Raw genomic sequence first — 534 nt, 5'->3', positions numbered from 1 at the left:
ACCTTATTGGTTTAACGTCTTTCTAAAACCAGCACCCCTGTACATTTTCCCAAACCATTGAGATCTACCTTATTGGTTTAACGTCTTTCTAAAACGAAATGGTTGAAGGTATGAAGCGAGAAATGGAGATCTAACTTATTGGTTTAACGTCTTTCTAAAACGTATAGACTATATACTGGAGTAATGCAACCGAGATCTACCTTATTGGTTTAACGTCTTTCTAAAACGTCAATTCTTAATCTTGGTCTCAGAAAAGAAAATTCAAACCGAATAAGTCTTTAATACCAATCTACAAAATCCCTGTCAATATAGTAAAAATTACAATCTGAATAAAAACTTGCTTGCTTCATGTCTGTGAATTCGATGAGAAGGATTGGCTGAATTACGTCTTGAAGAAATTCCGACAATCCTTTAACTTGGTCGGCCACCATGTAATGAGCTACATTACAGATTACTAAACAAGATTTCAACTCACACATTTTATGAATCTTAATAATTGTTTTTATTCCTGAATTATTCATACTTTTTGTCTTA

At 33.0% G+C, this 534-nt stretch carries 1 protein-coding gene; it reads right to left on the bottom strand.

Annotated elements, in window-relative coordinates; all coding sequences use genetic code 11:
• Positions 1 to 278: 278 nt before the first annotated feature.
• A partial coding sequence (gene csn2, locus FC65_RS11110; RefSeq protein WP_082619109.1) for a type II-A CRISPR-associated protein Csn2 occupies positions 279 to 534 on the bottom strand: 256 nt, incomplete at its 5' end.

The sequence above is a fragment of the Ligilactobacillus acidipiscis DSM 15836 genome, assembly GCF_001435755.1.
Lineage (GTDB): Bacteria > Bacillota > Bacilli > Lactobacillales > Lactobacillaceae > Ligilactobacillus > Ligilactobacillus acidipiscis.
The sequence above is the reverse complement of the archived record's forward strand: the minus strand, read 5'-3'. Positions and strand labels throughout refer to the sequence as shown.